Origin of the sequence: Phytohabitans houttuyneae, from assembly GCF_011764425.1 — a bacterium.
Taxonomy (GTDB): Bacteria; Actinomycetota; Actinomycetes; order Mycobacteriales; family Micromonosporaceae; genus Phytohabitans; species Phytohabitans houttuyneae.
On record NZ_BLPF01000004.1, the window covers coordinates 683,622 to 690,456 of the forward strand.

A 6,835-nucleotide genomic window follows, 5' to 3' on the forward strand; every position below is an offset into this window, starting at 1 on the left:
CTGCCCCGCCCGGGACCGGGTCGGGGCACTTAGCGCATTAGTCCACTTTGGGCAGTCTCAAGAATTGCTCAGTTCGGCTTCCCGTTACCTCCGCGTGATCAAACGAACCTTGCTGTGATTGAATCCATAGCGTTTCATGTGTGAATGGTTGTCACGCACGACGCCATGAGGACGCTGATGCCGCAGCGTCGCGGGATGTGCTTTCCTCGTGCGGCCGGTCGTGCACGTGCCTTGTGTGCCGTGTGTCTGTAAGCGACCTTGCGGATTGATTCGCCCCTTGGTGGTTCTGCCGAGCACAAGCTTATGGGGGGTTTCATGCTTGTCGGACGAGATAGAGAGCTGCTGGTAGAGCGCGACAGAGAGTCAGCACAGCTGGCCTCGTCGATGGCGGAATGTTTAAGCGGAAAAGGCGCAGTGGTTACGGTCAGCGGTCCGGTCGGCTCCGGAAAGACCGCGCTGCTGCGGGCCTTCGCCCGCCGTGCCGTCGAGGCGGGCTTCGTGCACCTCAGCGCGAAGGCGTCCCGCACCGAGCGCGGCGCCGCCATGGGCATCATGGGCCAGATCTTCGGCGGCGCCCGCCTTCCCGACGACACGACCGACAAGGTCGTGCGCCTGCTCGACGACGCCGCCCTGACCGCGATGCTGCGCGACCGTGACGACGAGTCGGCCGACCGGGTCGACGTGCAGGTGCGGCGCGGGCTGGGCGGCGCGCTGCTGGAGCTGGCCGAGCCGGCGCCGCTGCTGATCAGTGTCGACGACGCGCACTTCGCCGACGCCGAGTCGATGCAGTGCCTGCTCTACCTGATCCGGAGGATCGAGAGCGCCCGGGTCCTGATCGTGCTGACCGGCACCGCCGGCATGCGACCACCCTGGCCACGGCTCGTCGCCGAGCTGCTCAGCCAGCCAAACTGTAGACAGTTGCGGCTCAACCTGCTCTCGCCCGAGGGTGTGGCTTCGCTGCTCGCCGACCGGATCGACTTCGGCGACGCGGAGCCCGAGTTTTGGCACAGGCTCAGCGGAGGGAGCCCGTTGCTGCTCAACGCCCTTGTCGAGGATCACCTGGCGGTGTCCGGCGCGCCGGACGGACCGCCCTGTCCCGTCGGCGTGGCCGGCGAGGCGTTCACCCAGGCGGTGCAGACCTGCCTGTACCGCGGCGACGAGTCCATGCTGCCGGTCGTCCGGGCGCTCGCCGTGCTCGGCGAGCCGGCGTCGCCCGCGCTGCTCAGCGAGCTGCTCGGCGACGCGTGCCCGTCGGCGGCCGGCGGCTTGGAGGCGGCGACCGAGACAGGCATCGTCGACGCCGGCCTGTTTCGCCACCCGCGCACGGCGGCCGCCGTGCTCGACGCCATGAGCACCCACGACCGCATTGAGCTGCACGACAGGGTCGCGCACGTGCTTTACCGCAACGGCGCCGCCGCCGTGACCGTGGCGAGGCACGCGCTCGCCGCCCGGCGCACCGAGGCGCCCTGGTCGGTGCCGGTGCTGCGGGAGGCCGCCGACCAGGCGATGGAGCAGGACGACACCGGCATGGCGCTGGACTGCCTGCGCCTGGCCGAGCGGAGCCGGGTCGACGTCGGCGAGCGGGCCGCGATCCACGCCGCGCTGCTGCGGGCCAAGTGGCGGCTCGACCCGATGTCCGCCGAGCGGTACGCGCGCGAGCTCATGCCGGTCGCCCACGCCGGACGGCTCCGCTCGGACCTCGCGTTGATGCTGGTCAAGCACCTGATGTGGTTTGGCCGGCCGGCCGAGGCGGCCGACCTGCTCGACCGGATCACCGACGTGGCCGCCGCCGAGGGGCCGGACAGCGCGCTGGCTGTCTCGTGCGTGCGCGCCCGCTTCGGCTACTTCTACCCCGGCGCCGCCAAGGACGCCGGTACGGAGGCGCTGCCGCGGGCCTCCACGCTCACCGGCGTCACCGGCAAGCTGCGGGTCCGCACCGCCAACATCGTCGAGGCGGTGCAGCGCGGCGGCGTGACCGAGGAGGCGGTGGCCGACGCGCAGGCGATCCTCCAGCAGTACCGGCTCGACGACCACACCTGGGAGTCGATCATCATCTGCCTGGAGACGTTGGTGCTGGCCGAGTGCCTGGACTGGGCGGCCGACTGGTGCGACGGGCTCCTGCAGGAGGCGGAAGACCGGCGGGTGCCCACCTGGCGGGCGCTGCTGTCCGCGTTGCGGGCCACGATCAGCCTCCGTCAGGGCAACCTGCCCGAGGCCGAGCGGTACGCCCACGCCGCGCTCTCCCTCATCCGGCCCAAAGGGCTCGGCGTCTTCATCGGCGGCCCGATCTCGGTGCTGCTGCTGGCCGCCACCCGCCGCGGCCAGTTCGACGAGGCGTTGCGCCTGCTCGCGATGCCGGTGCCGGACGCGATGTTTCAGACCCCCTTCGGCCTCTACTACCTGCGTGCCCGTGGCCGTTTCCAGCTGGCGCGCGGCAGCCACAAGGCGGCGATCGAAGACTTCGAGGCGTGTGGCGAGCTGATGGTGCGGTGGGAGCTCGACCTGCCCGGCCTGGCGCCGTGGCGCACCGACCTCGCGGAGGCGCGGCGTGGCCTGGACATCGCGGCCCGCCACCTCGCCGCCGAGCAGCTTGCCAAGATCGGGCTGTACAACCGGCGCACCAAGGGCATCTCCCTGCGCGAGCTGGCCGCGACCGCCGAGCTCAAGCAGCGCGCCGTGCTGCTGCGCGACGCCGTCGAAGAGCTGCAGGCCGGCGGCGACCAGCTTGAGCTGGTCGAGGCGCTGGGGGAGCTGGGTGAGGCACAGCAGGCGCTCGGCGAGTACGCCAAGGCCCGCATCACCACCCGCCGCGCGCAGCAGCTCGCCACGCGGTACGAGCTGGAGGATCTTGTCTCGGCCCGGGCCGCGCCCGGCGACGAGGAGGCGGAGCCGGCACAGGATCCGGTCATCGAGGAGCTGAGCGACGCCGAGCGGCGGGTCGCCGCTCTCGCGGCGCAGGGGCACACCAACCAGCAGATCGCCCGCAAGCTCTTCATCACGGTCAGCACCGTCGAGCAACACCTGACCAGGGTGTACCGGAAGCTGCGCATCAACCGCCGGTCGGACCTCCCGTTCAGCCTGGTGGCCGGGCTGCGCAACACCGCCTGAGGCGCCTCACGTCGATAATGCGGGCCGGCCCGGCCGTGCGGTACCCGTAACGAACCCCTACCGGATGCTGTCCGGTCGGGGAGCGCGCGGGGCGCGGCTACGATCGACGGGTGCCCGTACAGCCCAAGCTCCTGGCGATCAGCGACCTGCACGTGGCTTATGCGGAAAACCGCCAGCTCGTGGAGGCATACCGTCCCGAGACAAACGACGACTGGCTGCTTGTCGCCGGTGACGTCGGCGAGATGGTCGAAGACGTCGAGTGGGCGCTGCGGCTGCTCGCCGGGCGCTTCAGCAAGGTCGTGTGGGCGCCGGGCAACCACGAGCTGTGGACGCCCAAGGAGGACAGCGTCCAGCTGCGCGGCGAGGCACGCTACCGCCATCTCGTCGAGCTGTGCCGCCGTCTCGGTGTGGTGACGCCGGAAGACCCCTACCCGATCTGGAACGGCGAGGGTGGCCCGGTCACGGTGGTGCCGCTCTTCCTGTTGTACGACTACACGTTCCGGATGCCGCAGTTCACCACCAAGGAGGCATCCCTTGCGAACGCGTACGCGGCGGGCGTGGTGTGCACCGACGAGTTCCTGCTGCACCCCGACCCCTACCCGACGCGCGACGCGTGGTGCGCGGCACGGCTCGAGCTGACGCTGCGCCGGCTGGCCGAGCGCGAGCGCCCCGAGCTGCCGACGGTGCTGGTCAACCACTTTCCGCTCGTGCGCGCGGTGACCGACATCCTGTACCACCCGGAGTTCGCCCAGTGGTGCGGCACCGTGCACACCGCCGACTGGCACGTGCGGTTCAACTCCGCCGCTGTCGTGTATGGACACCTGCACATCCCGCGGGTCAACTGGTTCGACGACGTCCGGTTCGAGGAGGTCTCGCTCGGCTACCCGCGCGAGTGGCGCGTGCGCGACACACCGCCGCGCGGCCCGCGCCAGATCCTGCCCACTGTGGACGGTGCCCGTGTTGGCTGAGCTCATCCCCGCGTCCGTCGTCGCCGTCGAGGCGTACGACGACACGGCAGCGGTCGCGCTGTTTCCCGAGGAGGAGGCCATCGTGGCGCGCGCGGTCGACAAGCGGCGCCGGGAGTTTACGACCGTGCGCGGGTGCGCGCGGCAGGCACTGGCGAGCCTGGGCTACGAGCCGGTGCCGATCCTGCCCGGCCAGCGTGGCGCGCCGCAGTGGCCGGCCGGCATCGTCGGCACGATGACCCACTGCGAGGGGTACCGGGGCTGCGCGCTCGCCCTCGCCAGCGACGTGCGCACCCTCGGGGTCGACGCCGAGCCGGACGCGCCGCTGCCGGATGGGGTGCTGGAGGCGATCGCGCTCGCCGAGGAGCTGGCGATGCTCCGCGACCTCGACGCGCGGGCGCCCGGCGTGCACTGGGACCGGCTGCTCTTCAGCGCCAAGGAAGCCGTTTACAAGGCGTGGTTTCCGCTCGCCGTCAAGTGGCTCGACTTCAGCGAGGCGCGGATCGTGATCGACCCGGACGGGGGCACGTTCGAGGCGACGCTGCTCGTGCCCGGCCCGCAGACACCGGAGGGCCCGCTTGCCGGATTCTCCGGCCGGTGGCTGAGCCGGCGCGGCCTGCTGCTGGCGTCCATTGTGGTCACCGCGCCCGGTGGGTCAGGCGCCGTCGGCGGTGCTGTCGATGGCGTCGCGGAGGGCGGCGATCAGGCGGCCCTGCGCGTCGTCGGGGAGTGACGCCGAGACCGGCAGGGCGAAGAGCTCCTCGGCGAGCTTGCCGGTGACCGGCAGGTCGCGGTCGCGGGCACCGAAGACGTCCACTCGCGACACCGGAAACGCCTCGAGCGCCTTCAGCAGCCGCTCCCGCCGGGGGTGGCGCACCGCGTACACGTGGAAGGTGTGCTCGTTGCCCGGCGCGGTCGCGGGCAGCCCGAGGTCGGTTCCGGCGAGTCCTTCCGCGTAGCGCTCGGCGACCGCCCGGCGCGCGGCCAGCAGGCTTCCGGCACCGGACAGGCGCCGCCGCAGCGCCGCGCCCTCCTCCTCGTCCAGCAGGCGCTGGTACCCGGGCGTGCGGATCGCCTGGTACCGCTCACGGTTGCCGTGGTAGCGGAGCCGGACGAGGCGGTCGCGGACCTCGTCGCTGGCGGTGATCACGGCTCCGCGGTCGCCGTACCTTCCGAGCAGCCGTCCCGGGTAAACGGAGAACGCCGCCGCGTCACCCATCGTCCCGGCGAGCCGGCCGTGGTGCCGGGCCGACCAGGCCTGTGCGCAGTCTTCGAGGATCGTGAGCCCGTGTGCGGTGGCCACGTCGCGCAGGGCGGCCATGTCCACACACTGCCCGTACGCGTGGACGGCGAGCAGGCACCTGGTGCGCGGAGTCAAGGCGCCCGCCACCTGCTCGACCGCCATGAGGTAGTCGCCGGGGTGGACGTCGACGATGACCGGTACGGCGCCGATCGCCTCGATCGCGGTGATCGCTTGAGCGGTGGTCGTGGCGCCCGTGAGCACCTCGTCGCCGGCCCTCACTCCGAGTGCGCGGAGGCCCAGCAGGATCGCTTCCGTGCCGCTGCCGGCACTGACACAGTGGGGGACGTCGTGATAATCCGCGAAGGCTCTCTCGAATGCGCGCATGCGGCCGCCGAACGGTTCGCCGAGCCATGGACGTGGCCTTCAGATTAATTGTCACCAATGTCATGCGACAACCCCCAAGCAGGGGTTGGACGAGCATTTTCCCAAGATTCACAGCCGTAGCATCGCCCGAGCCCATGTCGCGTCGAGCCGTTGGGAGAGCCGGCGATGCAGCGGAAGTTTAAGGACTTCGATATCACGGTGGCGATGAAGCGCGACGACTTCCTGCGCTCGAAAGGAACGGGGCAGCGCAACCTGCTCCTGTCCCGCGCCGTGTGGGAATTCGCCAGTGACCTTGAGCACCTGGACAGCATTCAGCAGGAGTTCGTCGACGGCTCGGTACGCCCACTCATCCGGCAGGAATGGGAGGCGAGCGGGGCCGACTACAGCGACAACCGCCAGCTGCTCATCCAGGGTCAGCAGGTGATGCAGGACTGGGAGCACCCGCTCATGCGCAAGCTCGCCGACAACGCCACGGCCGGCGGCGGCGACCTGCTCGAGGTCGGGTTCGGCATGGGCATCTCGGCGACCTACGTGCAGGAGGCGGGCGTCGCGTCGCACACGATCATCGAGATCAACCACGAGGTGGCGAAAAGGTTTGCGACCTGGCGGGGCAAGTGGCCGGACCGCGACATCCGGCTTGAGCTGGGCGGCTGGCAGGACGTCATCGGCAGGCTCGGCAAGTTCGACGCGATCCTCTACGACACGTACCCGACGAACGAGCGGGAGTTCGTGGAGACGCTCGGGCCGAAGTCGCCCTTCCTCGCCGCCAATTTCGTCGAGCCGGCCGCCGCCCACCTGCGCCCCGGCGGCATCTTCTCGTACTACACGAACGAGATCGACTCGCTGAGCCGCTCGCACCAGCGGATCCTGCTCCGCCACTTCAGCTCGTTCAAGGTGGAGCTCGTGACCGGTCTCCAGCCACCGGCGGACTGCAACTACTGGTGGGCCAGCACCATGGCGGCGGTCACCGCCTACAAGTGACCCGAGTCCCGCCAGGACTAGGGATTCTCCCTGCCCGTGGGCGGTGAGACTCGCCGTAGCTCGTCGCCGCGCCCGCGACCGGTGGGCTCCCGAGGCGGTCCCGGAGGCAGATGCTGTGTGCCACGTCGAGATGGGTTGACGTGAGATGGACAAC

The 6,835-nt window shown here is 70.5% G+C and carries 5 protein-coding genes; 4 read left to right on the plus strand and 1 reads right to left on the minus strand.

What is annotated here, in order from left to right; genetic code table 11:
* Positions 1-315: 315 nt before the first annotated feature.
* From Phou_RS45770 to Phou_RS45780, 3 genes are all read left to right on the plus strand, one after another.
* Positions 316-3,108, plus strand: a complete 2,793-nt coding sequence (locus tag Phou_RS45770; RefSeq protein WP_173070350.1) for a BREX system ATP-binding domain-containing protein — start codon at positions 316-318, stop codon at positions 3,106-3,108.
* A 110-nt stretch (positions 3,109-3,218) separates the two neighbouring features.
* On the plus strand, positions 3,219-4,076 hold the full coding sequence (locus Phou_RS45775; RefSeq protein WP_218579601.1) for a metallophosphoesterase family protein: 858 nt from the start codon (positions 3,219-3,221) through the stop codon (positions 4,074-4,076).
* The gene (locus tag Phou_RS45780) at positions 4,066-4,806 is read left to right on the plus strand and encodes a 4'-phosphopantetheinyl transferase family protein (RefSeq protein ID WP_173070352.1); all 741 of its coding nucleotides are present in this window, start codon (positions 4,066-4,068) and stop codon (positions 4,804-4,806) included. Before Phou_RS45775 ends, Phou_RS45780 begins: the two co-directional genes overlap by 11 nt.
* On the opposite strand, the gene Phou_RS45785 is transcribed toward Phou_RS45780, so the two are convergent.
* A complete protein-coding gene (locus Phou_RS45785; RefSeq protein ID WP_173070354.1) occupies positions 4,729-5,700 on the minus strand; it encodes a DegT/DnrJ/EryC1/StrS family aminotransferase in 972 nt (323 codons plus the stop codon). The two genes, Phou_RS45780 and Phou_RS45785, sit on opposite strands and share 78 nt — an antisense overlap.
* Positions 5,701-5,865: 165 nt before the next feature.
* Between Phou_RS45785 and Phou_RS45790 the strand changes: the two genes are divergently transcribed.
* Positions 5,866-6,681: a class I SAM-dependent methyltransferase gene (locus tag Phou_RS45790; protein ID WP_173070356.1), complete on the plus strand. Its 816-nt coding sequence runs from the start codon at positions 5,866-5,868 to the stop codon at positions 6,679-6,681.
* Positions 6,682-6,835: the final 154 nt, after the last annotated feature.